The sequence below is a fragment of the Phaeobacter sp. CC-HEC084 genome (assembly GCF_059429255.1).
The window spans coordinates 35,638-60,981 of record NZ_JCAIJQ010000002.1 but is presented as its reverse complement, the minus strand read 5'-3'; the positions used below and the strand labels follow the sequence as shown (position 1 = coordinate 60,981).

Genomic DNA, 25,344 nt, shown 5'->3' with positions numbered 1-25,344 from the left:
CAGCGGCGCTCTCCCGCGCCCGCAGGCAGCCCGATTGCACCGCCCCCGTTGGCGGCCTTGGGCGTGGCACCGCGCGATGCGCGGTGCCACGCCCAACGGGAGCTGGTCTTTTTCAAAAGGCCACGCGACAGGCGGGAGAAACGCGCCTCTCGTTGCTATGATGGCTCGCCTGTCCCAAGCCTCAAGCGGATCGGAAATCCTGTCCTACAGGCGCATTCTACGGCCTGTTCAGCCGTGCACCTCGAGGCTGTCTTCAGGCGCCTGATCGCGCTCTTCCATACCATAGTCCCGGATCACCCCGGCCACGCGCAGGCGATACCCGGCAAAGAGATTGTCGCGCCCCTGTTTCTGTGCGCCCCGATGTTCAGACAGTGCGCGCCAGCGCGCCACCGCCTCTTCATTCTCCCAGAAGGACAGCGACAGCAGCTTTTCGGGGTTTGTCAGGCTCTGAAACCGTTCGACCGAGATGAACCCTTCCATATCCTCCAGCAGATCCCGCATCCGGGCTGCAACCTGCAGATAAGGCTCCTTCTTACCCGCTGCCGGTGTGACTTCGAAAATTACCGCGATCATGCGCTGTCTCCATGTGGTTCAGAAACCCGTTTGAGCCACGTCCTGTCCTCGCGGACAAGGAATTTCTCCCGCTGGGCAAATGCGTAGTTCTCCCGCCCCAGAGGATCCTCTGCCAGACGGGTGCGGTAGTCTTCATAGGCGGCAAGACTGTCCACGTTATAGATCCCGTAGGCCAGCGTTGACGACCCTTCGTGCGGCGCGAAATATCCGATAAGGTCAGCCCCACAGCGCGGGATCGCCTGCCCCCAATTGCGAGCGTATTGCGCAAAGTTATCGTGCTGGGTGGGATCGATGTGATAACGGATGACGCAGGTCAGCATGGGAAACTCCTCTTGAGATCGTGATTGGATGGCAGGGATTTACCGCCCCCTGCCCGACAAAGGCTTCGGTGCGGAGCGAAGCATCGCCTTTTGCCCAGTCCCCGGCCCCTCCCGCGCCTCAGGATTTCGTTTCGCAAGCGTAAACGATGCAGTAAAAACCCCGCAATTATCCCAAGCTCGCCCCGTTCTTGCCCGAATTGCCCGTCAAAACCTGAGGTCAGACAACAGGACGAGGACGGGCAACGATGGATCGACTGACCGAAATGGAGGCCTTCGCAAATGTTGTGGACCAGGGCGGGTTCACCGATGCGGCGCGCAAGATGGGGATCTCCAAATCCGCTGTCTCCAAACACGTCTCCAGCCTCGAAGCCAGGCTTGGCGCACGTCTTCTGAACCGCACAACCCGGCGGGTATCGCCGACCGAAATCGGGCTGGCCTATTACGACCGGGCGCGGCGCGTCCTGAATGACGCAGGCGAAGCCGATGCGCTGGTGACCTCGATGCAATCCGCGCCCTCGGGCCTGCTGCGGATCTCGGTTGCCACCGATTTCGGCGTCAATCACCTGTCGCCGGTCCTGTCCGAATTCCTGCGCGATTTCCCCGAGATCACCGTCAACATGGTGCTGAACAACCGCTATGTCGAACTGATCTCGGAAGGTTTTGATATGGCGCTACGGATCGGCGAGCTGGAAGACAGCTCTCTCAGAGCCCGCAAGCTGACCGAAACCACCAAACGTATGATCGCCTCGCCCGCCTATCTGGAGCAATACGGGCGGCCGCAAAAGATCGACGATCTGAACACCCACAAGTTGCTGCATTATTCCAACCAGTCGAGTGGCAATGTCTGGAAGATCACCGCCCCCTCTGGCGAGAAACGTCAGGTTCGCACGACCGGCTGGCTGTCGGTGAACGACGGACAATCGCTTCTGAATGCGGCCATCTCCGGCCTCGGCATCGCCTACCTGCCTAGCTACCTCTACTCGGAAGCCATGTCAGAGGGGTTGATCGAAGACGTGATGCCCAACCTGCCGGTCGAGACTCTGGGCATCTATGCCGTCTACCCGCCTGGGAAATTCACCCAGCCCAAGGTGCGCGCCTTCATTGATTTCCTTGTCCATGCCTTTGCCGACCGCGACCCGGTGAAGTGGTGACTGGCCCCTGAAACACACGACCCTCCCTCGTGAAACTGCCCCCCGCACACTGCGGGGGGCTTTTTTGTCTTGGGAACAAGATTTCAGATCTCGATCACCAGATGCGGCGTCCCGTCCGAGGTCCGCTCCCGCGAGGTGCCCGAGGGACCGACCGTGCCCCGGATCCGTTTGCGGAAGTTCGAGAAACTGTCGAATGTGACCACGTCGACTGCCTCGTCGAGATCCAGTTCTAGCCGGAACCAACCGGGCCGCAGCATCTCAACGGCCAGCACCGTCGCCGCAAAGGGCTGCGACAGATAGGTCCCCTCAATCCGCCCGCCGGGGGTAAATCCCTCTGGCGGCCGGTTGCCCATCGCGGCGTGAAAGGTATTCCAGTCGCGAAACCCATGCTGACGTGCCACCAGCTCAAGGCTCTGACTGTGGCTGATCTCGCGCCCTTCAGCCTCCAGCCCCGTGCGCAGACGTTTGGCCTGTGCTTTGGCCTCAACCAGTGTCGGAAGTGTTGCGCTCATGACCGCGCCTCCTCGGTTGTCGTGAATACGCCCCAGCTGAGCCGGGTGCGACGCGCCCGAGTCCACAGAACCCAGACCGCCAACAGCAGCAGCAGAACCTCAGCCGCTGGCCCCGCCCACCAAATCGCCATTTCACCAAACCACAGCGGCAAGGCAAAGGTCAGCGGAATGGCAAAGGCAAAGGGCTTTGACAGGCTCAGCACCGCGGCGCGTCGCGCGTCACCGATGGCCTGGAAATGGGCCGCCAGCATCATCAGAGGTCCCGACAGGACAAACAAGGCCAGCATTACCGGCATGATAACGGCCACCTTTGCGACCACGGCAGGGTCGGTCACAAAGGCCGCTGCGATCTGAGATGCCAACAGGCTGAACACCGCCTGCACAGACAGGCAGAACCCCAGTGCCACCAGAACGGCGATCTGCAGACTGTTATCACTGCGCTGCCACAGCCCCGCGCCAAAGTTGTTGCCAGTGATCGTCTGCATCGCTTGCGACACCCCTAAGAGCGGCAGGAAGGCAAAGGTGACGACCCGCGTCACGATTCCATAGGCTGTGACCGTAACCTCGTAGTCCGGACTGCCCACCATCTGCAAAGCCGTCAGGATCGCCGAGGAGCCAAGCGCAATACCAATAAAGCCAAGGCTTTGCGGAGCGCCCAGCGCCAGAATGCGCCCGCTGCCCTGTAGGATCACGTTGCGCAGCACCATAACCGGATGCAGCAGGGTGCCACGGCTGTGACGATAGGCAAGGATCACGCCCAGCGCCAAAAGCTGCGCCTCGATCGTGCCATAGGCCGAACCGGCAACGCCAAGATCCAGCACCGCGATCATCAGGTAGTTGAAACCGATATTGCCTATCGACACCAACAGGCTCATCGCGGCCATCATGCCCACATGCCCCTCGTTGCGCAGGGCGTCAGAATTGACCGCCAGCACAAAGGTCAGCGGCGTGGCAAAGATCAGGATGCCAAGATAGCTGGCCGACAATTCGGCAAGCGCGCTGTCGCCGCCGGTGACCAGCCAGATCAACTGCCCACCCAAGCCAAGGTAAAGCAGGATCAGTATGCCCCCCACGACTAGGGCCAGCCAATGCGCAGCGGCATAGATACGCTCGGCCTCATCAAAGCGGGAGCCGCCAAGGTGGCGGGCCAGAAGGCTCGACATGCCGACAGAGACCAGCGTGGCGCAGGCCACGATCAGCATGTAAAACGGAAACACCACGGTGACCGCCGCTAGCGCCTGCGGGCCGACGAAATGCCCCAGAAACAGGGCATCGGCGACCGTCAGAAGGCCGTTCATGCTCATGACGAATATGATGGGTATCGCGGTTTTCGCGAAAATGACCGGCAATCGCCCGGTCAGAAATGTATTGGGAGTCGGATCTTGCATCGCTCTGAAGCCCTCATGCGTCGATCTCGCTCAATGGATGGGACCCGCGTTACCACCCGCGCGAGACGCGGAGAAGGTGACAGAAACGATAGCAATAAGCAGAACTTCACCTCGACGAGTACACGTCTGCGGGGGGCGGGCGTCTGCGGCCTGCTCTTGGGGTAGAGCAGGCTTTTGCGCCGGTCAAGCCCTTTTCCGGCGGCCAGTGATGGCCCTGCCTCAGGGTTTTTGCCGTGGCAGCAACACCGCCTCGACCCGGCGGTTTGCCTCCCGCCCTTCGGCCGTGAGGTTCGATGCGACCGGCACCAGATAGCCGACACCGGCCACCTCAATCCGGGTTTCATCCACCCCGGACTTCTCCACAAGATGGGTCTTCACGGCCTCGGCCCGGCGCCGCGACAGGTCGGTATTGTCCTGCAACCCGCCAACCGTATCGGTGTGACCAACCACAACCACGGAATAGTCTGGAAATTCGGCTAGGAATTCGGCAAGTGCTTTCAGGCTTTCATAATTTTCCTGGCCCAGCGCCACATCTCCGGTCCCGAAATCAAGCCCCGGCAGGATCGCCCGGCCTTGCTCCAGCAATGCCTGCGCCAGATCGGTTGGGTTGCCATCTGGCAGGCTTTCGGTGCCTGCTCCGACAGCTTCTGCCGTCTCGGCCTGCCCTGCCGGGATGGATGGTGCCAGTTCCAGCGCCGCGGCTTCGGGCGGTGAGACCTCGATGATCTGAAGATAGGCTGAGGTGCCACTGCGCGAGGCCAGCAGAGTTACGGCGCTCGCCCCCTTCACGGCGGACAGGAAGTGATAATCGCCAATGCTGACGGCCATATCCGGGGCCGGAACCACCTCGATACCGAATCGGAAATCAAAGCCGCCGCACTGGCGCGCCTCGCATTGAAAGAGCAGCTCGTATCCTGTCTCCAGCAACTGCTCTCGCAAGGGCGCCAGAACCTGCAAAACAGTCGCCTCGCCCCGGATCCGATAGGTGCGGCGCAAAATCCGCCCTTCGATCGCGCGGGACGGCACCCCATCGGCGCCCACAGGGCCGGTTGGCAAGGCATAGGTGCCCAGTGGGGTTTCCCGCAGCGCCAGCGCCTGGGCGCCGACCGGTAAGGACATTTCAGCCCGGGCCAAAGGTGCCGAGACAAAAAGCGCGGCCCCGACAAACAGGGCCGCCGCCAATGATATGAAAAACCGCCCAATCACCGGTACTGGGCGTGGTAATCGTCGTTCGGGACCATAGCGGTGCCGCTGGCCACCCGGTTTGTCATGTTGAAGAAGGCCGCCACATTGGCAATGTCCCAGATGTCACGATCACTGAAACCAACATCGCGCAGGGCCTGCCGGTCTGCCTCTTCGACCTCGGCGCTGGCGCGAGTCAGTTGCAGGGCAAAATCAAGCATCGCCCGCTGCCGCGCGGCCAGCGGCGCGACCCGGTAGTTCATCACCAGCATCTCGCCCAGCTTCGGATCACCCGACAACTGACGCACCGCCGCGCCATGTGCCGCAAGGCAGTAGAAACAGCGATTGTAGGAAGACACCACAACCGCGATCATCTCCCGCTCCAGCTTGCTCAGGTTGCTGTCGCCCAGCATCAGATCGTTATAAAGCGCGGTGAATGTGTTCAGCTTGTCGATGTCAAAGGCATGCGCCCGCAGCACATTGGGCACCATGCCCAGTTTGTCCTGACAGATATCGAAATACTTCTGCGTCGCAGGCGGCAGCGGATCCACCTGCGGCAGGTCAAGCGCTGTTGGGTTTTGCTGATCGGTCATGGTCTTCTTTCTCCTCCCTCAAGGTTTGTGCCTGTAGTGGTACTGCCCGCTGCAGGTCATTCCAAGTGAGGCATAAAGACCATTCGCCCCGGCGTTCGCCTTGGTACAGACCAGCGCCAACTCGCGCGCGCCCTGTTCGGCCGCCCAAAAGGCCGCCTGCCGCACCATCCAGGCGCCCATCCCCTTGCGCCGCTGATGCGGCAGGATTTCCAGCGCGTGCACCATGGCAACCCCATCGTGGATAGCCACGAACCCCGCCCCGGCGGGTTTGTCGTTGAACCGCCCAAGCAGCGCCGTCTTCGGCCCCGGTGCGCGCTCCATCACCGCCATACGCCCCGGCCCGATGCCACCCGCGGTCCAGATCTCACGCTGGATTTCCAGCGGCTCCCAAACGCAGAAGGTGGTGACCCGCGGGATCGGCACATCGGTCAGCTTTGCCGGTGGGCAGGTCCAGATATTGACCGGATCCTTGATCTCATACTCCAGCGCCGCCAACTGCGCATCCAGCACATCATCGCCATCGCGGATCATGAACAGGGGCTCCTGCCCCATGGCGCGCATGGCCTCTTCGGCAGCGGCAATCTGATCCTTATTGACCGGACCATTGGTGGTGGCCGCCGATACCCGGCTACCGCCACCCTGCCCTTCGCGCAGGGTGATTGGGCCAAGATCGCGTTTTGAGGCCGCTGGCCAGGTGCCATCAACCACAGCGTAATACAGGGGATCGGTGCTCACAGGTCCAGCTCCCGTGCAAGGCGCGTGACCGCCGCGTCGACGCGGGCGCCATCGGCGCCGCGCACAACCACATTGGCCCCAAAAGCCCCGTCCTTCTGAAACGGGTAGCAGCCGATCGACAGATCAGAGAAATCCGCTGCCAGTGCCGAAAGATTGCCTGCGATCTCGCCCTCGCCGCGCATCACGCGCAGGGTCTGTGACAACAGCGGGCTGCCGCCGGTCAGGGTGGGCAGGACGCTGGCCACCATCGCCTCGAACACCGATGGCACCCCGGCCATCACATGCACGTTCTTGAGGGTAAAGCCCGGCGCCGCCGAAACCGGATTGTCGATCAGCGCAGCGCCATCCGGAATGCGGGCCATGCGCAGGCGTGCTTCGTTCAGCTCGGTTCCCGATTTGTCGTAATGGGCCTGCAGGATCGCGCGGGCGTCATCCCGGACATCCAGATGCGCGCCAAATGCCTTGGCGATGCAATCGGCGGTGATGTCATCATGGGTTGGCCCGATACCGCCGCTGGTGAAGACATGGTCATGGGTTTCTGACAGCGCGGTGACACCTGCGATAATCGCCACCTCGTCGTCGCTGATCATGCGAACTTCGCGCAGGTCGATGCCGTGTTTGGTCAACTCTCCGGCCAGAAAATGCATGTTCGAATCGCGCGTGCGCCCCGACAGGATTTCGTCCCCGATAACCAGCATTGCAGCGGTTGGATTGCCCATGGCGCCTCTCCTCTTGATCCGGTGTTAAGGCAGGTATAGGCCCAAGAACATGCGCTTTGGAACCCCTCTGATCCCCGCCCGGCTGATCCGCCGCTACAAACGTTTCCTTGCCGACTGTCGGCTGGAGGATGGACGCGAGATCACTGCCCATTGCGCCAACCCCGGATCGATGATGGGGCTGGCCGAACCTGGGATGAAAATCTGGCTGGAGCCGAACGACGATCCGAAGAAGAAACTGAAATACGGCTGGCGCCTGGTCGATCACGAAAACGGCCATTTCACCGGCGTCGATACCTCGGTTCCAAACCGCGCATTGAAAGCCGCGCTGGAGGCCCGCGAGATTGCCGAGCTTGCCGCCTATGAAACCGTGCGGGCCGAGGTGAAATACGGCGAGAAGAGCCGTATCGATTTCCTGCTGAGCCAGCCAGGTCTGCCCGATTGCTATGTCGAGGTGAAAAGCGTGACGCTGTCGCGTCAGCCAGGTCTGGCGGAGTTCCCCGACAGCGTTACCGCGCGAGGCACCAAACATCTGGGGGAGCTGGCCAATATGGTGGCCGAAGGGCACCGGGCGGTGATGCTCTACCTCGTGCAGCGCACCGATTGCGACCACTTCCAATTGGCGGCGGATATCGACCCGGCCTACGCCGCGGCCTTTGATGACGCGCAGGCAAATGGTGTCGAACGGCTGGTCTGCACCACGCGGATTTCGCCCGATGGCGTGTGGGTGGAGGCAGCCAAAAGGCTGCCCTCCTGAGAAATTGCAAAGGGCTGTGCTCAGCCCATGACGTAAAAGCAGAGCTTGTTGCCGTCCGGATCGCGCACATAGGCACCATAGAAGAAATCCGGCACACGCTCGCCCGGTTCGCCTTCGTCGGTGGCGCCAAGGCTGATCGCCTTGTCATACATCACCTGCACGTTGTCCTTATCCCCGGCCGGAAAGGCCAGCATGCCGCCGTTGCCGCTGGTGCAGACATCGCCGTTATGCGGGGTGCAGACGGCCAGCATCGGCGCCGTACGGTCCTTGCCGATAAAGGCGATGCGGCCTGCGTCCATCAGGACCTGGGCGCCTTCAGTCGCGAAGAGTTCAGTGTAGAAATTTTTGGCGTTCTCCATATCCGAGACACCAATCGTGACGTAGCCGATCATGATGTTTTCCTGTCGTTGATTTCAGATTCGGTCGCACGCTCGGGGAAAGCTGTGGCGTATTCAAATCACGAAACCGGCACCTGCAGGTCCGCCCCTGCCTGCCTGATATGCAGGGGATGCAGCGGCCTTGTAGTCACTGCACCGCCCCCTCTGGCCCTTTTGGCCAAGACCGCTTACATAGCAAGATAACAACACCCGAGGGAGCTCCGCCCGATGAGATCGAAAGACGGCCGCACCACCAAGGACGGCATCCGCATTCACGAACCCGCCGATTTTGCGGGCATGCACACGGCAGGCGCTCTGGCCGCGCGCATTCTGGATGATATTGCCCCCCATGTCTTTCCCGGCCAGACCACTGGCGAAATTGACCGCATCATCACCCAGATGGTCGAGGATGCAGGCGCGAAATCCGCCACCATCGGCTACAAGGGCTACCAGCACGCCAGCTGCATTTCGGTGAACCACGTGGTCTGCCACGGCATTCCCGGTGACAAGAAGCTCAAGGACGGCGATATCCTCAACATCGATGTAACGGTGATCGTCGATGGCTGGTTTGGCGACACCAGCCGCATGTATGTTGCAGGCAAGCTGTCCCGCAAGGCCGAGCGGCTGATCCAGGTCACCCATGACGCCCTGATGAAGGGGATCGAAGCGGTGAAACCCGGAAACACCTTTGGCGATATCGGTCACACCATTCAGGCCTATGTAGAAGCCCAGCGCATGAGCGTGGTGCGCGATTTCTGCGGTCACGGTCTGGGACAGGTGTTTCACGCGCCGCCGAACGTGCTGCACTATGGCCGTCCCGGCACCGGTCCGGTTCTAGAGGAAGGCATGTTCTTCACCATCGAACCCATGGTGAACCTGGGCCGCGCCGAGACCAAGATCCTCGCCGATGAATGGACCGCCGTCACCCGCGACAAATCGCTGTCAGCACAGTTCGAACATTCGATCGGGGTTACCGCGGATGGGTTCGATATCTTCACCCTGTCGCCTGCGGGCAAGTTCCACCCGACCTACGGCTGATTAGGTCAGCCCAATCAGGGCTGGCACCTCCTGCATGCCGGTAAACACCTCTGCACCCTGATCAGCCAGCGCCGCGCCCTGCCCGTGCGGCGCAAAGCCAAGGCAGCGCATCCCGGCCCGGGATGCGGCCTGCGCACCGGTCGCACTGTCCTCGATCACCAGACAGGAGCGCGCCTCTACCCCGAAATGGCTGGCTGCGGCCAGAAACAACCCCGGTTCCGGTTTCGCAACGCCCAGCGCATGGGCCGAGAACATCGCTTGCGGATGGAACCGCTCCCACAGCCCGTTCTGTCCGAGCGTGATGCGCATCTTCTCTTCGCTGCCGTTGGAGGCAACGCAAGTGGGAATGCTATGCTGATCGAGCCGCGCCAATAGATCCAGGAGCCCCGGCACCAGCCCAACGCCTGCACGCAGCCGCGCATAGGTTTCGGCGTAGATTTCCTCGACCCAGTCCTGTGGCAGATCCGCGCCAAGCTTTCGCGCCTTGTCCATCACCCCCATCATGGTGCCGCCGACAAAATGCCCCATGGCCTCTGGCAGGGTCAGCGACAGGCCGTGGCGCGCCAAATTGTCCACCATGGCCTGATTGGACACGGTTTCGCTGTCCACCAGCACCCCGTCGCAGTCAAAGATCACCAATTGCGGCGTGGGAAATGTCTTGGGCATCTGAGGCTCCTTCAATGCAACCTGAACAAATACCGCTAAGGGCTATTGCCTGAACCGTCACATAGCAAATCTAACGCAGGCCGTTTCCTGCCCACCCCATTTCAACCTGAAACACTTCGCCACATCAGGGAGATATGGGTATCGCCGTATTTGCGGCTGTCCTGCGCCTCGTATCCCTCGGGCGGCGTCATCGGAGCATTTTCCTCCCACACGATCAGGGCGCCAGGCGCGATCCAGCCGCCAGCATCGGCTACGGCAAGCGCCTTTTGACCCAGATCCTTGCCATAGGGCGGATCGAGGAAGATCACGTCATAGGGGGCATCGGGGTTCTGCCCCAGCTTCAGGGCGCTGCGGCGGATCAGGGCCGTGCGATCCTCGGCCCGGCAAATACCGACATTCTTGCGGATCAGCCCCTGCGCCACGCGTCCATCATCGACAAATGTGACCAAAGCCGCGCCGCGCGACAGCGCCTCAAGCCCCAGCGCGCCAGTTCCGGCAAAGAGATCCAGCACCCGGGCGCCGCCGATGGCACCAGTGTGCATCAGCACGTTGAACAGGCTTTCGCGCACCCGGTCGGTCGTCGGACGCAGATGCGCACCCGCATCGCCCTTGCCCACGGCCGCCAGCGCGCGGCCGCGAAACTCACCTGCGATGATCCTCATGCCCGCAGCAGCGGTTTCAAGTCTGCTTCAGGATCGGCGACCACGGATTTGTCAGCCGTCTTGCCCGCATCGATCAGCCGTTTGCCGACCATATAGGCGCGCGGATCGTTCATCGCGTCGACCGCCACCAGCTGATCGCCCTTGTAATACCAGAAGGACACGCTTTTCCCCTCGCCCTGACGGGTGACCACGTTGTCATAGCCGCTGTTGAGGCCCGCAATCTGCAATTTCACATCATATTGGTCGGACCAGAACCAAGGCTGTGCCACGTAATCCTTGCCTGCGCCCAGCATGTTCTGCGCCACGATTTCGGACTGGTCGATGGCATTGGGCACGCTTTCCAGCCGGATACGTTCCCCCTTGTAAGGGAACGAGGCGCAATCGCCCGCCGCCCAGATCGAAGGGTCCGAGGTCCGCCCCTGCGCATCGACCCGGATGCCGTTTTCAATCGTCAGCCCGGCCTGCTCGGCCAGGGTGGTCGCCGGGGCGATACCGACACCAACCACCACGAAATCCACGTCCAGCGTGCTACCATCGCCCAGAACCGCCCGCGCGACCTTTCCGTCTTCGCCTTCCAGCCGCTCCAGCCCCGTGCCTTCGCGGATGTCGACACCGTGCCCCTTGTGCAGGGCGCGGAAATAATCGGAGGTCTCGGGCGCTGCCACCCGTTGCAGGATGCGATCTGCCATCTCGACCAGGGTCACCGACAAGCCACGCTTGGCGCAGACCGCTGCGGCCTCCAGCCCGATATAGCCACCGCCCACGATCAGCACCCGCTTGCCTGTCGTCACATGCGGCGCCATGGCATCCACATCGGACAGGCCACGGACAACGAATACCCCGTCCAGATCGCCGCCGATGGCCGCCGGGAGGCGACGCGGGTCGGAACCGGTGGTCAGAGCCAGTTGATCATAGGTGATCACCTCATCCCCAAGGCTGACCGTCTTTGCCGCCGGATCAATCCCTGTGACGGTGGCGCCCAGTTTCAGGGTGATGTCATTGTCGGCGTAAAAACTCTCGGGGCGCAGGAACAGGCGCTCTTTCTCCATCTCACCCAGCAGGTAGGCCTTGGACAGGGGTGGCCGCTGGTAAGGCAGCGCGGTTTCGGCTCCGATCAGGGTGATGTCACCGTCAAATCCATCTTTGCGCAATTTGGCCACAAGAGACGATCCCGCCTGCCCTGCTCCGATTACCACGATGTGGCTCATGTCCCCTCTTGCCTCCTGCGCATGTTCTGGTCACGGTCTGACCGGACCCTATATGGGGGACCATAGATAACGCAATCACGACAGAAGAGGAACGCGCGATGATTTCAGTCGGAGACACCCTGCCGGACGCCACCCTGGTGCAAATGGGGGCCGAAGGGCCCGAGCCGGTGCAGATGGCCGAGAGGGTCAAGGGCCGTAAGGTTGCCATCTTTGCCGTTCCGGGCGCCTTTACCCCGACCTGCCATTCCGCCCATGTGCCCAGCTTTATCCGCACCAAGGATCAGTTCGATGCCAAGGGCGTGGATGAGATCATCTGCATATCGGCAAACGATCCCTTCGTGATGAAGGCCTGGGGCGAGGCAACCGGCGCGGACAAAGCAGGTATCACCATGCTGGCCGACGCCCAAAGCGAATTTACCGATGCCATCGGCATGCGCTTTGATGCGCCGCCCGCCGGGCTGATCGGCCGCTCGCTGCGCTATGCGATGCTGGTCGAGGATGGCAAGGTGACGATCCTCAACCGCGAGGAAAACCCCGGCCAGTGCGAACTCTCTGCCGGTGAGGGCCTGCTCGACGCGATGGGCTGAGGCGGCGGTCTCTCCGCGGCACGGATGCGCCAGATCAGGATGGGGATGGCGCTCTTCGCCACCCCGAACTCCGGACCAACCCATCCGCAGAAAACCAATGCAGCCCGTTCATTTCGACCACTGGAATGGGCTGCATTTGTCAGATCGCGGCGCCTGATGGCGCGCCTCTGGAAATCGTTTCACCGGCCCGGCTTGCCCTGAAGCAGCCCGTGACCTTCGAACAAAACATTGTTTTTCAAGAATATATTTTTGTTAAACGTCCGCAAATTCCAAAGCGTCAGGTCCGCATTCCCTACCAAAAGTTCAACGCCTCGTTTGTCTGCGGCTCAGATTTGATGTTACGCTCCTCAAGGAGGAGACAGATCAAAAATCACTTTCACCCCAGTGATCGATATGTGATGGGCGGTTTTTCACCCCCGCCGGGGTCGGCTGCGACACATGAGCCGCCGAAAATTTCAAACTGAGAGAAAGGACAACCGAGTGTTCAAGAAAATCATGGCGCCGGTGGACTTGGCGCATCAAGGGCATCTTGAGAAGGCCCTAAAGTGCACGTCAGATCTCGCAAAGCATTACGGGGCAGAAGTCGTGTTTGTTGGGGTGACCGCCTCTACGCCCAGCGCCACTGCGCATAATCCGGCCGAATATGCCGTCAAACTCGATGAATTCGCCAAGGCACAAGCGGCAGAGCACGGGTTCACCGCATCGGCAGTGCCGGTGGTCAGCCACGATCCGACCACGGATGTCGACGATGCGCTGCTGAAAGCCACCAAGGACACGGGTGCAGACCTGGTAGTGATGGCCAGCCATCTGCCCAACGTGCTCGACTATATCTGGCCCTCGAATGGCGGAAAAATTGCCGAGCATGCGAAATGTTCGGTGTTTGTCGTGCGCGGCTGACCACAGAGCCGCGAACAGCATTTGTAAGATCTGATAAAGGGAGGCCTCCAAAATGGCCGACGAAACGACCAACCAGGGCATACCCGAGCCCGAAGGGACAGCAGAAATCATCGATACCGACTACACGATTGGTCAGGACAATATCGAAACGACAGTTGGACCGTTCGGGCTCGATGTTCACAACCCGGTTTTCCTGATTTCCGGGCTTTCCATCGTAGCCTTCGTTTTCTATGCGCTGGCCCTGCCAGAGCAATCCGCCGACATCTTCGGCAGCTTGCGCCCCTATCTGACCAGCACCTTTGACTGGTTCTTCCTGGGCGCTGCCAACATTTTTGTCCTGTTCTGCCTGTTGCTGATCGTGCTGCCTTTGGGCAAGGTGCGGCTTGGCGGTGCGGATGCGACACCGGATTACAGCTATATCGGCTGGTTCGCGATGCTGTTCGCCGCCGGCATGGGCATCGGCCTGATGTTTTATGGCGTCTCCGAACCGATGAGCCATTATTCGACCTCAATGGGCGGCATTTCCACTGGTGAGGATGGCGCGCGGACCGATTGGGCACCGCTGGGGGCAGCCGCCGGGGATCAGGCGGCTTCGGTCCGCCTGGGCATGGCAGCAACGATCTTCCACTGGGGGCTGCACCCCTGGGCGATCTACGCGGTTGTCGCTCTGGCGCTGGCGCTGTTTTCCTACAACAAGGGGTTGCCGCTCACCATTCGCTCGGCTTTCTACCCGATCCTGGGCGAACGTGTCTGGGGCTGGCCGGGGCACACCATCGACGTGCTGGCGGTTTTCGCCACCCTGTTTGGCCTTGCAACCTCGCTTGGTTTTGGTGCGACACAGGCGAATGCAGGTCTGAATGAGCTGTTCGGCATCCCCGTGGGATCGACGACCGAGGTTGTTTTGATCACCGGCATTACGGCAATCGCACTGATCTCCGTGATCCGCGGCCTCGACGGCGGGGTGAAAGTGCTGTCCGAAATCAACATGGGGCTTGCGGCCCTGCTGTTGCTGTTCGTGTTGATCGCCGGACCCACGATCGCGATCCTGACCGGCTTCGTGGACAGCCTTGCCGCCTACATCCAGTATCTGCCCGCATTGTCCAACCCAATTGGCCGCGAAGACACCAACTTCAGCCAAGGCTGGACCGCCTTCTACTGGGCCTGGTGGATCAGCTGGTCGCCCTTTGTCGGCATGTTCATCGCCCGCGTCAGCCGTGGCCGCACCGTGCGTGAGTTCATCATTTGCGTACTGCTGATCCCCTCGATGGTCTGCGTTCTGTGGATGAGCGTCTTTGGCGGCACAGCCATCCAGCAGGTCATTCAGGATGGCGTCACCACCGTGACCGAAGCGCCGCTTGAGCTGAAACTGTTCAAGATGCTGGCCGAACTGCCGCTGGCCTCGATCACAAGCTTCCTTGGGATCATCCTGGTGGTCGTATTCTTTGTCACCTCTTCGGACTCCGGTTCGCTGGTGATCGATACCATCACCGCAGGCGGCAAGGTCGATGCGCCGGTCCCGCAGCGTGTGTTCTGGTGCGTCTTCGAGGGCGCCGTGGCGATTGCGCTGCTCATCGGCGGCGGACTGGCTTCGCTGCAGGCGATGGTCATCTCGACAGGCCTGCCATTTACCGTGGTGCTGCTTCTGATGTGCTGGGCGATCTGGCGCGGTCTGATCGCTGAAACCCGGGCGTAGACAACGCCCACATGTGAAAAAAAAAGGAAAGGGAGCCCTTATCAGGGCTCCCTTTTGCGTTGCCGTCTCGTTTGCCCTGCGGGCCTGTCATCAGACAGTCAGCGCAGAGTGTCCTGCCCCTGACGCATAGTCCTGCCGCTGTGAATCACGCCGCTCGGCTGCGACGCAGCCTCTTGGCATCGACCTTAAGATGGTAAGCCTGACAGGTTTCCCCTTCGATTTCGAAGCGCAATCCGGCCGGGGTGATGTTGATCCCCGCCTGACGCGTCAGCAAAGCAGCCGAAACAGAGGTCAGGCAAAGGAACGCATCAATGTTCCAGTCCTTGGCCATCCGGGCAAAGCTCACCCCCAGTTGTCCGCGCACACGCATGCGTTCGCGGCTGCTGAGCGTATCATCGACGAAGACCCTACTGACCTCCCAGATCTTCGGGTCCTGTGGCGCGGGCGCATCCAGAATGTCCGCAGGAAGATCCGGCAACAGGCCCAGTTGCGCATCGCGCAGCATATAGCTGGCGCTGCCGCATTTTGCAGTGGTGGGCGTCACCCGGAAACCGCCATGGATCGTCATGCCATCATGAATCGCGCAATAGATGCTCTCCGGGGTATCATACTGATCAAACTCAAGCCCGCGCACGTTGGGCAGGTCCCAGCCGCGCGCCTCGATAAAATGATGATAACGCGCGCGCAGGAGCTCGGTGAACAAAGCACCGGTCTCTCCTAAGTTGTCGAACGATATTTCTGTCGACTGCATCGGGCTGTCCCGCCGCCTTTTTCCATAATCTCAATGTGACGCTGAAAACTTTCAGCAAATTTGAATCAACTTTCACAAGAAATCGTAAATTTTAAATTAACCGTGATGAGGGTTTCCCACCTCATCACGCACAACTTTTGGGCAAGTGCGCGTTATACGCGCCTTTTCTCTAAAGGCCGCTCAAGGATGGGCGCAGTTCCGCCGAAGCCGAGGCAACAAACCGGCACAGGTCCGACCGGACAGATCTATTTCAGAGAATATGAAAGCGCCGTCGGACGCGGACAGACTTTACCAGCAGACCTGTATACCGTGGCGGAACGATCAGGCAGCAGGCACGCTCAGTACCGGAACCAGATCATTCCCCATGACATTGTTCAGGATCGGAGCCTCTGACCAACGCCCGGCGCGCCATGGCCAGCGGGACGCCATCAGGCGGCGCGGATGAAGCGTTCGGTTGCAACCCTTCGGATTTCAGATAGCAGCACGGACTTCTTGACCGGTTTTGCCAGATACCCAGCCGCCCCTAGCTTGAGGAACAATTCCTGGTCCTCTGGCGCAGCGTTGGCCGTCAGCATGATCACCGGCGTATTGCCGATCCTACCCCCACGGCGTGCCAGCTCCGCCAGGGTTTCGCGGCCGTCCATCACCGGCATCTTCATGTCGAGCAGCACAAGATCCACCGATTGTTTCTCAAGACAGGCCAGAGCTTCGACACCATTCCCTGCCTCGACAATCTCAACATCGCTGTTTTTCAAGAAGGCACGCACCACCACCCGGTTCGACGCGGTATCATCCACCAGCAAGATCGAGCGAACACCAAGATCGCTTCGGTCTTCATCCGGGGTTTGCGGCGACAGGGCCTCGATCTCCGAATTATCAAGAACCCGGACCGGGCATGTAAAGGTGAAACAGCTTCCGCGGCCGGGGCTGCTCCTGACTGTGATTTCACCCTCCATCATATGCGCAAAACGCCGTGCAATCGACAGACCAAGACCCGTGCCCGGCACGCTGAGGGCGTTCTTGTCCTCTGCCCGGTAGAACTCCGTGAACAGCTGTGCGGTCTGATCCGGCGTCATGCCGCGTCCGGTATCCGACACCTCAACGGTGAGAACCGTCTGACCATCGACCTGTTCGCCGCGCGCCCCGACCAGCACCTGACCCGTCTCGGTGTACTTGACCGCATTGGACACCAAGTTTCCGATGATCTGGCGGACACGCAGCGCATCGAATTCCGCATAGGCAGGCACGTTGTCTTCGATATCGACGATCAGTTGCAGCCCCTTTTCATCGGCGGGCGCCCGAAACATTTCCACCGCGCTGGAGATTTCGGACCTTGGCTCCGCATTTGTCAGGTTCAGCTCGAACTGTCCGGATTCGATTTTCGCGTGATCCAGAACATCGTCCAGAATACCGGTCAGCGCCTGGGCAGACTTACGCAGCAGATGGGTGCGTTCACGCAGCGTCTGCCGGTCGGTGCGTTCATCCTCGATCAGTTCGGACATGGCGCAAATGGCATTGAGAGGGGTGCGGATCTCATGGCTCATCGCCGCAAGGAACCGGCTCTTGGCACGGCTTCCGGCCTCTGCTTCGCGCAAGGCCTCGCGCAGGCGGCCGGTCAGCCGGTGCTGCACCCACATGGCATGCAGCATATAGGCCGACCCCAGAACCACCACGATGGTCGCGATCACAATCTCCACCGGGCTTGCGAAATTATAGAGGAAGCTACCAATCATATAGCCAAACACGCAGAGGATTGGCACCGCCGTCAGAATGCCAAAGAACATCCAGGCAGATCGCGCCACCACACTGTGATTGAGCGCGATGATCAACAGCATTGAGCCCATCAGCTTGGGAAAGGGTTCTGACTGAAGAAACAGAAGCAGCGGGATCGCATTGAAAACCCAGACGCCGGCAAAGGCAGATCCGGCAAACAGAAGCACCGAACCGATTGTGACCTCTTTACTCAGCTTCTTGTAGACGTAGACACCGATGATCTCGATCAGCCCATAGACCAGATATATGGTGGCCACCACTGGGATTGGCACGAAGAAAAGGGACAGGAGCGAGACAAGCGTAATCGACGCGAAACGGGATGGCAGATCCGCGCGGACGAGATCGTTCTGGGTAGCTATGGCGCTTTTGACGTCTGGCGGCAAAGCAAACATACGCATCCTCCTTCCATTGCCCGTTCCCTCGTTCCTTGTGATGGCTAACGGACGCCGAAGGTCTTCAATCGCCCATCGGACCACGGGCAACTGAAAAACTCTACGTTGAGATTACGGCCAAATGATGACCAATGTTCAAAATAACTCGCGCATACGGCGAATTATCGCCTATTTGCAGCCAATCGATGCAATCTCAGGCTGCGCATCCCGGCGGCCAGCGACGTTCCAAAGCCTCCCTCGCATCCTTTTCCGGGAAAATTGTGACCGGAACGTCTCGCTTCGGATGTAGGGTGCTGGGTGTTGAGCATCGGACTCGAAACGAGTGCCGAGAGCTCACTCTATGGGCCATAAGCCCCTCTTTAGCCCCGCTATCTGTCACGCGGCGCTCCTGTCGTTGGGTACGATCAGAAGTTTGACGGTCAATTCGGAAATCAGGGTGTTTGGACCGGTCGCCGACCAGGAGCGCCGCAACTGCATCCTTGCTGGCTGTCAGGGCCGACCCGCCAATTCCGCAGCCAGGAAATCGTTGAAAGCCATCACCTTAGCATCCGCGCTTAGGCGTGACGCGGCAAGCGTGTAGACCGTGCGTTCTGGCAGATGCCAGTCTGGCAGAACCCGGACAATCCGGCCCGTCGCCTCAAGCGGGGCTGACAGGAAATTCGGCAAGCTGCCAATCCCCATATCGGCCTTGATCATGTCACGCAGGACAATGCTGCTGCCAAGGCGCAGCTGGGGCGAAATCGGCACCGTAACCCGTCTTTGCGGCCCATTAAATTCCCAAGTCAGCGGAGTTTCAGCAAGGCTATAGGACAGTGTTCTGTGTCTTTTCAGATCCTCCGGAGCCTCAGGCTGGCCGCAATCTGCAAGATATTCGGGGCTGGCGAAAACACCCTGATGCACGGGCATGATTTTGCGCGCGATCAACCCCGAATCCGGCAGACTGGCACGGATGCGGATCGCCACATCAAAGCCGCCCTGAACCAGATCCAGCACGTTGTCGTCAAACACAAGCGACAGCTGCACGTCAGGATAGCGACTGGCGAACCGGGGCAACAAATCAGCCAGAACCGTCGTGCCAAAGGAATGCGGCGCATTGATCCGCAACTCGCCCCGCATCACCTGCGCCCCAGACCGCACCTGCTGCTCGGCCAGATCAACGGCCTGCAGGATGCGGTCGGCCTGCTCGTAATATAGCCGACCGTGTTCGGTCAGGGACATGCTGCGGGTGGTGCGCGTGATCAACCTGCAGCCGAGGCTTTCTTCCAGCAGCTTCAGATCGCGGCTGAGCAAGCTGGACGACACGCCCAGATCCTCTGCCGCGCGCGCCATGCTGCCACGGTCGACAATGCGGCAGAAGGCCCGCATGACACCAAACTTGTCCATGGCTCTCTCCGTTGCTTCCCAGAAATAAAACACGATGGGCTAGCTCTGCAAAGCGCTTTGCCCGCGTACCGCTCCAGGCGTAACCTGCTCAGAGATGCTCCACTTGCCGCGCGACAACACGCAGATGCGACCGCAACTCATCGACAGAACCAGTCAGCAACCGCGTGCCCGTTGCAGCGATGATCAGCGTCGGTACGGCCTGCACGCCGTTCACCCGGGCAAAATGCCGATCAGCGTCGACCTGCCGGGCCACCGCCGGATCCTCCATGCGACACTTGAACTGATCCGGGGTCAGACCCAGTTCCTGCGCCAGATCCACCAGCACCTTCGGGTCGGCGATATTGCGGGCTTCGCTCAGATGAGCCCGCTGGATCCGGTCGAACATCTCCCAGTGCAGTGCCTGACCACCAAAAGTTTCCGCCGCCTTGCACGCGAGCGCCGCGTTCATGCCATGGGGATAATCGAAACGGGCCGCCCGCATCGCGTTAATATTGATGTGTTCCGGCTGATCGCTGGCCGCACGGCAATGGCGCCAATGATCCAGAATGGTACTCCGCGCCGCCTCAGGGCTGCCCCAACGCTGTGCCATTTCCTGGCGGCTGGCCTGCAGCACAAAGGTCCGGTGACGAATGTCGAGGTTGATTTCATGTGCTACCATGTGCAAGCGGGATGAAAGATTGAAACACCAGGCGCACACCGTGTCGTGGAAGAATTCGATCTTGATCGGCCTGCTCATTTGAACATCCCCCGGATGTGCCAATCAGCGGCGTCCGGACGGATCTGCGGCAGCCCGCGGTTGCGGTTCGATTGGGGGAGTAAAATGGCAGGGGGAGAAGCGAACATTGCGGGCCTCGCTGACGGTTTCAAAGGGAAGGCAAGACAATCCGCAGATCCACCCAGAAGATTAACCGTGAAATTCGAAAGACAATCTCTCATCAGCTTCAAGAATGCCCACAGGTCTCCCCATCAGGCAGGAAGCGCAGCCCAGTTGCCAAAAGGTCTTGCCCCGTCAGGAAGTGATATCCGCAGCCTTTGTCGCAATTGGTTGCGCCCCGGCCCAGGTTCCATCAGCAATCAATTCTGCGGAAACGGTTGTCAGGATTTCACTGACAGCCGATGCCGCGCGGGTCAGCGGCCGCGCGGTAGTGTGGGCTAGGTAAGTTCGGCGCCACAGCCCCGGTGCGTCGAACGGGCTAACCGACAAGCGCCCGGCGGAGGCCTCCTGTGCCACCGCGTGGAACGGCAACACCGAACACCCATAGCCCTGCTCAACCAACCGTTTGATATTGCTGTAACTGTCGACTTCGATATCGGGTGCGACCGAGATGCCTTTCACGCGCAGCTTTTCCTCCAGCATGGCGCGCAGCCCATGCGCGCCGCTAGGCAGGATCAGCGGAATATCCGCAAGGTGGTCAAGCGGGGTCGGCCCTGCCCCGGCCTGTTCAGGCGGGGCCAGCATCACCAGCTCTTCATCCAGCAGCGGTTCGGACCGCACCCCGGCTTCCCGCAATTCAGCATATAGAACCGCCAGATCGACACCGCCATCCAGCAGCCATTCGCGGACAAAGCCGCTCATCGCTTCGGCGATGACGATCTTAATCTTTGGATAGCGCGCGCGGCACCGCGCGATCAGCGGCACCGACAGAATACCGCTGATGGTCCCCGGCAGCCCCAGACGTACCGTTCCTGTCGGCTCCCGGCCCAGACTGCGCAGATCTTCTTCGGTGCGCTCCAGATCCATCAGAAGCGTTCGGGCGCGACGGGCAAGTAGTTCTCCGGCCTCTGTTGCGGTAACCCCCTGTGGCGCGCGTAGCAACAACGGCGTTCCAAGGGCTTCTTCCATATTGCGCACATGCAGGGACAAGGCAGGTTGCGCCACATTCACCCGCTGCGCTGCCCGAGTAAAAGAACCCTCTTCGACGATGGCTAGAAAGTATCGCAGCTGTCTCAGATCCACGATCCGCGCCCCATATACAGAAACGTTATACCTATAAGCACTAATAGATATTTGATGTATACAGGGCAAGCCGGGCATATCCAGAGCAATAGCGAAGACTTCGCAAGACTCAAACCGGAGACCCCAAATGTACCAGCAGCAGACCGACGAATTTCAGGATATCCGCGATGCGGTGCGCGCGCTATGCGCCGAGTTCCCGGATGAATATCACCGCAAAGTCGACGAGGCCCGCGCCTACCCCGAAGAGTTTGTCGATGCCCTGACCCGTGCCGGCTGGATGGCGGCGCTCATCCCCGAAGAATACGGCGGATCCGGCCTTGGCCTGACCGAAGCGGCGATTATCATGGAAGAGATCAACCGCGCCGGCGGCAATTCGGGCGCCTGCCACGGGCAGATGTATAATATGAACACCCTTGTGCGGCATGGGTCCGAGGATCAGAAGCGCCGCATCCTGCCAAAACTGGCCAGCGGCGAATTGCGTCTGCAATCCATGGGCGTCACCGAACCCACCACCGGCACCGACACGACGCAGCTGAAGACCACCGCGGTCAAGAAAGGCGACAAATACGTTGTGAACGGCCAGAAGGTCTGGATCAGCCGGGTCCAGCATTCGGATCTGATGATCCTGCTTGCCCGCACCACGCCGCTGTCCGAGGTAAAGAAGAAATCCGAAGGCCTATCCATCTTCCTTGTCGACATCAAGGAAGCGATGCAGTCGGGCATGACCGTCCGGCCGATCCCTAACATGGTCAACCACGAAACCAACGAGCTGTTCTTCGACAATCTGGAAATCCCCGTGGAGAACCTGATCGGCGAAGAAGGCAAGGGCTTCAAATACATCCTGACCGGGCTCAATGCCGAACGCACGCTGATCGCCGCCGAATGCATCGGGGACGGCTACTGGTTCACCGACCGTGTGACGCAATACGTCTCTGAACGTACGGTCTTTGGCCGCCCCATCGGCCAGAACCAGGGCGTGCAATTCCCCATCGCCGAAGCCTATGTCGAAATCGAAGCTGCCAACCTGATGCGGCAGAAGGCATGTCGGCTTTATGATGCAGGCCAGCCCTGTGGCGCCGAAGCGAACATGGCGAAATACCTCGCCGCCAAGGCCAGCTGGGAGGCCGCGAACGCCTGCCTGCAATTCCACGGTGGTTTCGGCTTTGCCTGCGAATACGATGTCGAGCGTAAATTCCGCGAAACCCGCCTGTATCAGGTGGCGCCGATTTCAACCAATCTCATCCTCAGCTACGTGGCAGAACACGTGCTGGGCCTGCCGAGGTCGTTCTGATGAGCCGCCCGTTGGAAGGATTGAAGGTGGTGGCCATCGAACAGGCCGTAGCCGCCCCCTTCTGCACTGCGCGCCTTGCGGATGCGGGCGCCGAGGTGATCAAGATCGAACGCCCCGAGGGAGATTTCGCCCGTGGTTATGACGATGTCGCGAAGGGCCAATCGAGCTATTTTGTCTGGCTCAACCGCGGCAAGACCTCGGTAACGCTGAATCTGGCCGCGCCCGAGGGCAAGGCGGAACTGGAGCGGTTGCTGATCGATGCCGATGTGCTGATCCAGAACCTCAAGACAGGCGCGCTGGAGCGGCTGGGATTTGGCGCTGATCGGCTGGCCGAGGACTTCCCGCGTCTTATCACCTGTTCGATCAGCGGCTATGGGGAAGCTGGACCGATGGCAGAGCGCAAGGCCTACGATCTGCTGATCCAGGCGGAATCCGGGCTGTGCTCGATCACCGGCGGGCCATCAGATCCCTCCCGTGTCGGCATTTCCATCGTCGATATTGCCACCGGGGCAACCGCCTATTCCGCCGTTCTCGAAGCGGTCTTGCGGCGTTACAAGACCGGAAAGGGCGCACGGATATCGCTGTCGATGTTCGACGTCATGGCTGATTGGCTGACCGTGCCGCTGCTGAACCACGAAGGCGGCAAACCACCCAAGCGGATCGGGATGGCGCATCCGTCAATCGCGCCCTACGGGGTCTTCACGGCCAGCGACGGCGCGCAGATTCTGCTCTCGATCCAAAGCGACCGGGAATGGAAGAAACTCTGCATCGATTTTCTCGATCAGCCCGATCTGGCCGATGATCCCCGCTTTGCTACCAATGTGGCGCGGGTGGCGAACCGGGATCAGACCGACGCCCTTGTCGCCTGGGGATTCGTCCGCAGAACTGGCGCCGAGGCCATAGAGGCCCTGCGCGTGGCAGATGTCGCCCTCGCTTCGGTCAACGACATGGAAGGCCTCTCAAACCACCCGCACCTGCGCCGTATCTCGGTCGAGACTCCGAACGGCGTAGTGTCCTACCCGGCGCCCGCCCCGATCTGGCATGGCGAGACGCCGCATTATGGTCCGGTGCCCGCACTCCGACCACAGGAGACCTGAAATGAATATCGATCTTGACCACCTGCGCAGTTGGATTGGCCACGAGGAAACCCGCTCCGAAGTGCTGATGCCGACCCTTGTGGAACGCTTCAACGCCACCTTTGACCGCGACGGACCGCTTGATGAAGGCGCCGAAGCCCCCCCTATGATCCACCTCTGCCTGTGTCAGCCGGTGGCCCCATCGGCAGCCCTCGGGCCCGACGGGCATCCGGCACGCGGCGGCTTTCTGCCACCCGTGCCCCTGCCCCGGCGCATGTGGGCGGGCGGAGAGATGACATTTCACGCGCCGCTTTGCATCGGCGATACTGTCACCCGTCGTTCAGTGATCGAAGATGTTGCTTTGAAGACAGGCCGCAGCGGAGACCTGTGCTTTGTAACCGTGCGCCATCATTTCAACAGCAATAGCGGCGATCTGATCACGGAACGACAGGATATCGTCTATCGCGGCGCCCCCACCGGCACAGCCAAGCCGCCCTCCCCCGCTGCGACGGCCCCGGCAGCACCCCATAATCGCGACATCGCCACCACGCCGACATTGCTGTTTCGTTATTCGGCGCTGACCTTCAACGGCCATCGCATCCATTACGACCGCCCCTATTGCCAGGAGGACGAAGGCTATCCCGGGCTGGTAGTACACGGCCCGATGCAGGCAACCCTGCTGGCGCAATTCGCCGCCGACCTGCGCGGCGCCGCGCCCGCCCACTTCAGCTTCCGCAGCCTGTCGCCTGTCTACGACACGCAAGGGCTTGGCCTGCGCGCCGCCGAGGCTGAGGCTGGGATCAGACTGTGGACCGCCGCGCCCGGTGGCCCTGTCGCGATGGAGGCACAGGCGCAATGGTGATGTCCGACGCAATCCGCGCCCCGTTGTTCGTTCCGGCTGACCGGCCGGACATTTTCGCCAAGGCACCCCGGTCCGGAACCGACGCGATCATACTCGATCTCGAAGATGCGGTATCACGCGACAACAAGGAGGCCGCCCGTGCCGCTCTGATATGCGATTTCACCGAGCTGCCCGTCATTGTACGCATCAATCCCCCCCGCACCCCCTGGCACGCGGCCGATCTCGCAGCCGTCGCATCCTTGCCGGTGGCTGGTCTCATGCTGCCCAAATCCGAAGATCCCGCCTTGATTACCGATCTGGCCGAAACGCTCGGCCCTGATGTGGCGCTGCTGGCCCTGATCGAAAGCGCCGCAGGGCTGGCGGCGGCCCGCGACATCGCGGCGGTGCCCGGCGTGACACATCTGGTGTTCGGCTCGATCGACTTCTGCGCCGACATCGGTGCTGCACATCAGCGCGAGGTGCTGCTGCCCGCCCGCAGCGAGTTGGTTCTTGCCGCCCGTCTGGCCGGGATCTGCGCACCCATCGACGGGGTTACCGCGCGGCTGGACGATCTGACCGAAACCCAGGCGGATGCCGCCCATGCGCGCGCCCTCGGCATGTCTGGCAAACTCTGCATCCATCCGCGGCAGGTCGGTGAGGTGCAGCGCGCCTTTGCCCCCTCGGCGAATGAAATCCACTGGGCAAAACGGGTCCTTGCCTCTGGCGACGGCGCGACGACCGTCGATGGCGCCATGGTCGATGAACCCGTCCGCCTGCGCGCGCGAGCCATTCTTGGGGCGCTCGCAACTGCCTGATCCCACCCCA

28 protein-coding genes are annotated in these 25,344 nt (G+C 60.9%); 11 read left to right on the top strand and 17 right to left on the bottom strand.

Features of this window, described 5'->3' with window-relative positions; all coding sequences use genetic code 11:
* Positions 1–228 precede the first annotated feature (228 nt).
* Together AC5SSZ_RS00690 and AC5SSZ_RS00685 are read right to left on the bottom strand one after the other, a co-directional pair.
* Positions 229–573, bottom strand: a complete 345-nt coding sequence (locus tag AC5SSZ_RS00690; RefSeq protein WP_495436175.1) for an antibiotic biosynthesis monooxygenase family protein — start codon at positions 571–573, stop codon at positions 229–231.
* Positions 570–893 carry an NIPSNAP family protein gene (locus AC5SSZ_RS00685; protein WP_495436173.1) on the bottom strand — a complete coding sequence of 108 codons (324 nt, stop codon included), beginning with the start codon at positions 891–893 and terminating at the stop codon, positions 570–572. Before AC5SSZ_RS00685 ends, AC5SSZ_RS00690 begins: the two co-directional genes overlap by 4 nt.
* Positions 894–1,138: 245 nt before the next feature.
* Between AC5SSZ_RS00685 and AC5SSZ_RS00680 the strand changes: the two genes are divergently transcribed.
* The gene (locus AC5SSZ_RS00680; protein ID WP_065271369.1) at positions 1,139–2,044 is read left to right on the top strand and encodes a LysR family transcriptional regulator; all 906 of its coding nucleotides are present in this window, start codon (positions 1,139–1,141) and stop codon (positions 2,042–2,044) included.
* 83 nt (positions 2,045–2,127) lie between these two features.
* On the opposite strand, the gene AC5SSZ_RS00675 is transcribed toward AC5SSZ_RS00680, so the two are convergent.
* From AC5SSZ_RS00675 to AC5SSZ_RS00650, 6 genes are all read right to left on the bottom strand, one after another.
* On the bottom strand, positions 2,128–2,556 hold the full coding sequence (locus AC5SSZ_RS00675; protein WP_274834931.1) for a glyoxalase superfamily protein: 429 nt from the start codon (positions 2,554–2,556) through the stop codon (positions 2,128–2,130).
* Positions 2,553–3,944: an MATE family efflux transporter gene (locus AC5SSZ_RS00670; protein WP_495436170.1), complete on the bottom strand. Its 1,392-nt coding sequence runs from the start codon at positions 3,942–3,944 to the stop codon at positions 2,553–2,555. Before AC5SSZ_RS00670 ends, AC5SSZ_RS00675 begins: the two co-directional genes overlap by 4 nt.
* A gap of 219 nt (positions 3,945–4,163) precedes the next feature.
* Positions 4,164–5,063 carry an OmpA family protein gene (locus tag AC5SSZ_RS00665; protein ID WP_495436168.1) on the bottom strand — a complete coding sequence of 300 codons (900 nt, stop codon included), beginning with the start codon at positions 5,061–5,063 and terminating at the stop codon, positions 4,164–4,166.
* Between the two features lie 83 nt (positions 5,064–5,146).
* Complete coding sequence (locus tag AC5SSZ_RS00660) at positions 5,147–5,719, bottom strand: peroxidase-related enzyme (protein WP_495436166.1); 573 nt, start codon at positions 5,717–5,719, stop codon at positions 5,147–5,149.
* Between the two features lie 18 nt (positions 5,720–5,737).
* Positions 5,738–6,454: a GNAT family N-acetyltransferase gene (locus AC5SSZ_RS00655; RefSeq protein ID WP_495436163.1), complete on the bottom strand. Its 717-nt coding sequence runs from the start codon at positions 6,452–6,454 to the stop codon at positions 5,738–5,740.
* Positions 6,451–7,173: a competence/damage-inducible protein A gene (locus tag AC5SSZ_RS00650; protein ID WP_274832624.1), complete on the bottom strand. Its 723-nt coding sequence runs from the start codon at positions 7,171–7,173 to the stop codon at positions 6,451–6,453. The genes AC5SSZ_RS00655 and AC5SSZ_RS00650 overlap by 4 nt, the downstream gene beginning before the upstream one ends.
* 49 nt (positions 7,174–7,222) lie before the next feature.
* Between AC5SSZ_RS00650 and sfsA the strand changes: the two genes are divergently transcribed.
* Complete coding sequence (gene sfsA, locus AC5SSZ_RS00645; RefSeq protein WP_495436160.1) at positions 7,223–7,927, top strand: DNA/RNA nuclease SfsA; 705 nt, start codon at positions 7,223–7,225, stop codon at positions 7,925–7,927.
* Positions 7,928–7,947: 20 nt separating this feature from the next.
* On the opposite strand, the gene AC5SSZ_RS00640 is transcribed toward sfsA, so the two are convergent.
* A complete protein-coding gene (locus tag AC5SSZ_RS00640; protein ID WP_495436158.1) occupies positions 7,948–8,319 on the bottom strand; it encodes a VOC family protein in 372 nt (123 codons plus the stop codon).
* Between the two features lie 213 nt (positions 8,320–8,532).
* Here AC5SSZ_RS00640 and map point away from each other — a divergent pair, with 213 nt between their 5' ends.
* Positions 8,533–9,342: a type I methionyl aminopeptidase gene (gene map, locus AC5SSZ_RS00635; RefSeq protein WP_065271377.1), complete on the top strand. Its 810-nt coding sequence runs from the start codon at positions 8,533–8,535 to the stop codon at positions 9,340–9,342.
* Here map and AC5SSZ_RS00630 read toward each other — a convergent pair whose 3' ends face one another.
* The 3 genes from AC5SSZ_RS00630 to AC5SSZ_RS00620 all read right to left on the bottom strand — a co-directional run bounded on the left by AC5SSZ_RS00630 (position 9,343) and on the right by AC5SSZ_RS00620 (position 11,878).
* Positions 9,343–10,008 (bottom strand): HAD family hydrolase, encoded by a 666-nt coding sequence (locus AC5SSZ_RS00630; RefSeq protein ID WP_495436156.1) that lies wholly within the window; start codon positions 10,006–10,008, stop codon positions 9,343–9,345.
* Between the two features lie 101 nt (positions 10,009–10,109).
* Entirely contained in the window at positions 10,110–10,670 is a 561-nt protein-coding gene (gene rsmD, locus AC5SSZ_RS00625; RefSeq protein ID WP_274834938.1) for a 16S rRNA (guanine(966)-N(2))-methyltransferase RsmD, read from the bottom strand.
* Positions 10,667–11,878: an NAD(P)/FAD-dependent oxidoreductase gene (locus tag AC5SSZ_RS00620; RefSeq protein WP_495436154.1), complete on the bottom strand. Its 1,212-nt coding sequence runs from the start codon at positions 11,876–11,878 to the stop codon at positions 10,667–10,669. The genes rsmD and AC5SSZ_RS00620 overlap by 4 nt, the downstream gene beginning before the upstream one ends.
* 98 nt (positions 11,879–11,976) lie before the next feature.
* Here AC5SSZ_RS00620 and AC5SSZ_RS00615 point away from each other — a divergent pair, with 98 nt between their 5' ends.
* The 4 genes from AC5SSZ_RS00615 (at position 11,977) to AC5SSZ_RS00600 (ending at position 15,055) form a co-directional block, all read left to right on the top strand.
* Positions 11,977–12,465: a peroxiredoxin gene (locus AC5SSZ_RS00615; RefSeq protein ID WP_065271381.1), complete on the top strand. Its 489-nt coding sequence runs from the start codon at positions 11,977–11,979 to the stop codon at positions 12,463–12,465.
* Positions 12,466–12,590: 125 nt separating this feature from the next.
* On the top strand, positions 12,591–12,929 hold the full coding sequence (locus tag AC5SSZ_RS00610; RefSeq protein WP_495436151.1) for a hypothetical protein: 339 nt from the start codon (positions 12,591–12,593) through the stop codon (positions 12,927–12,929).
* 16 nt (positions 12,930–12,945) lie between these two features.
* On the top strand, positions 12,946–13,362 hold the full coding sequence (locus tag AC5SSZ_RS00605) for a universal stress protein (RefSeq protein WP_065271382.1): 417 nt from the start codon (positions 12,946–12,948) through the stop codon (positions 13,360–13,362).
* A gap of 52 nt (positions 13,363–13,414) precedes the next feature.
* Complete coding sequence (locus AC5SSZ_RS00600; RefSeq protein ID WP_495436147.1) at positions 13,415–15,055, top strand: BCCT family transporter; 1,641 nt, start codon at positions 13,415–13,417, stop codon at positions 15,053–15,055.
* 145 nt (positions 15,056–15,200) lie between these two features.
* On the opposite strand, the gene AC5SSZ_RS00595 is transcribed toward AC5SSZ_RS00600, so the two are convergent.
* From AC5SSZ_RS00595 to AC5SSZ_RS00575, 5 genes are all read right to left on the bottom strand, one after another.
* Entirely contained in the window at positions 15,201–15,806 is a 606-nt protein-coding gene (locus tag AC5SSZ_RS00595; protein ID WP_495436145.1) for an acyl-homoserine-lactone synthase, read from the bottom strand.
* Between the two features lie 428 nt (positions 15,807–16,234).
* Entirely contained in the window at positions 16,235–17,971 is a 1,737-nt protein-coding gene (locus tag AC5SSZ_RS00590) for an ATP-binding protein (RefSeq protein WP_495436143.1), read from the bottom strand.
* Between the two features lie 489 nt (positions 17,972–18,460).
* Positions 18,461–19,354, bottom strand: a complete 894-nt coding sequence (locus AC5SSZ_RS00585) for a LysR family transcriptional regulator (protein WP_065271385.1) — start codon at positions 19,352–19,354, stop codon at positions 18,461–18,463.
* An 88-nt stretch (positions 19,355–19,442) separates the two neighbouring features.
* Positions 19,443–20,090 carry a DsbA family oxidoreductase gene (locus tag AC5SSZ_RS00580; protein WP_274829799.1) on the bottom strand — a complete coding sequence of 216 codons (648 nt, stop codon included), beginning with the start codon at positions 20,088–20,090 and terminating at the stop codon, positions 19,443–19,445.
* Between the two features lie 273 nt (positions 20,091–20,363).
* On the bottom strand, positions 20,364–21,311 hold the full coding sequence (locus AC5SSZ_RS00575; RefSeq protein ID WP_495436140.1) for a LysR family transcriptional regulator: 948 nt from the start codon (positions 21,309–21,311) through the stop codon (positions 20,364–20,366).
* A gap of 127 nt (positions 21,312–21,438) precedes the next feature.
* On the opposite strand from AC5SSZ_RS00575, the gene AC5SSZ_RS00570 reads away from it, so the two are divergent.
* From AC5SSZ_RS00570 to AC5SSZ_RS00555, 4 genes are read left to right on the top strand one after another with little or no spacing between them, the layout of a single operon-like run.
* Entirely contained in the window at positions 21,439–22,602 is a 1,164-nt protein-coding gene (locus AC5SSZ_RS00570; protein WP_274832614.1) for an acyl-CoA dehydrogenase family protein, read from the top strand.
* Positions 22,602–23,699, top strand: a complete 1,098-nt coding sequence (locus tag AC5SSZ_RS00565; RefSeq protein WP_495436138.1) for a CaiB/BaiF CoA transferase family protein — start codon at positions 22,602–22,604, stop codon at positions 23,697–23,699. The genes AC5SSZ_RS00570 and AC5SSZ_RS00565 overlap by 1 nt, the downstream gene beginning before the upstream one ends.
* 1 nt (position 23,700) lies before the next feature.
* Entirely contained in the window at positions 23,701–24,540 is an 840-nt protein-coding gene (locus tag AC5SSZ_RS00560; protein ID WP_495436136.1) for an HTD2 family dehydratase, read from the top strand.
* Complete coding sequence (locus AC5SSZ_RS00555) at positions 24,540–25,334, top strand: HpcH/HpaI aldolase/citrate lyase family protein (RefSeq protein ID WP_495436134.1); 795 nt, start codon at positions 24,540–24,542, stop codon at positions 25,332–25,334. Before AC5SSZ_RS00560 ends, AC5SSZ_RS00555 begins: the two co-directional genes overlap by 1 nt.
* Positions 25,335–25,344 lie beyond the last annotated feature (10 nt).